The organism is Streptomyces sp. DH12 (genome assembly GCF_020873895.1).
Taxonomy (GTDB): Bacteria; Actinomycetota; Actinomycetes; order Streptomycetales; family Streptomycetaceae; genus Streptomyces.
Window position 1 is genome coordinate 1 of record NZ_JAHWGT010001284.1, and the last position, 429, is coordinate 429.

The 429-nt window shown below is 72.0% G+C and carries 1 protein-coding gene; it reads left to right on the forward strand.

The annotated features are described in order from the left end of the window. Positions 1 to 37: 37 nt before the first annotated feature. Positions 38 to 429, forward strand: a 392-nt coding sequence (locus LPA54_RS39695) for a CBS domain-containing protein (RefSeq protein WP_228985260.1), incomplete at its 3' end; no start/stop codon positions are given.

The window sequence follows — 429 nt, forward strand, 5'->3', positions numbered from 1 at the left end:
GCGGCCGCCCCGTCGTGACGCGGAGGAGACCGATGTCATGCTGCACCGTCGCACGGTCGGAGACGTGATGAACGAGGAGGTCGTCACCCTCCGCCCCACCACACCGGTCCAGGAGGCGGCCGCCCTGCTGGACGCGAACGACATCGTCGCGGCACCGGTCGTCGACGACGGCGGCGCACTTGTCGGCGTCGTGTCCGCGTCCGACGTGCTGCGTCACGAGACCGGCACGCCTGATCCGCAGGGACAGGGCGGGACCGACGAGCGCGCCTGGAGCAAGGCCCGGGCACGGACCGCGGGCGAGCTCATGAGCAGCCCCGTCTTCACCGCCCGCGCAGACTGGACGATCCCCCGGGCCGCGCGGGAACTTCGCAGGCGACACGTCAAACAGCTGCCGGTGGTCGGCGACGACGGGCTTCTCACCGGCATCGT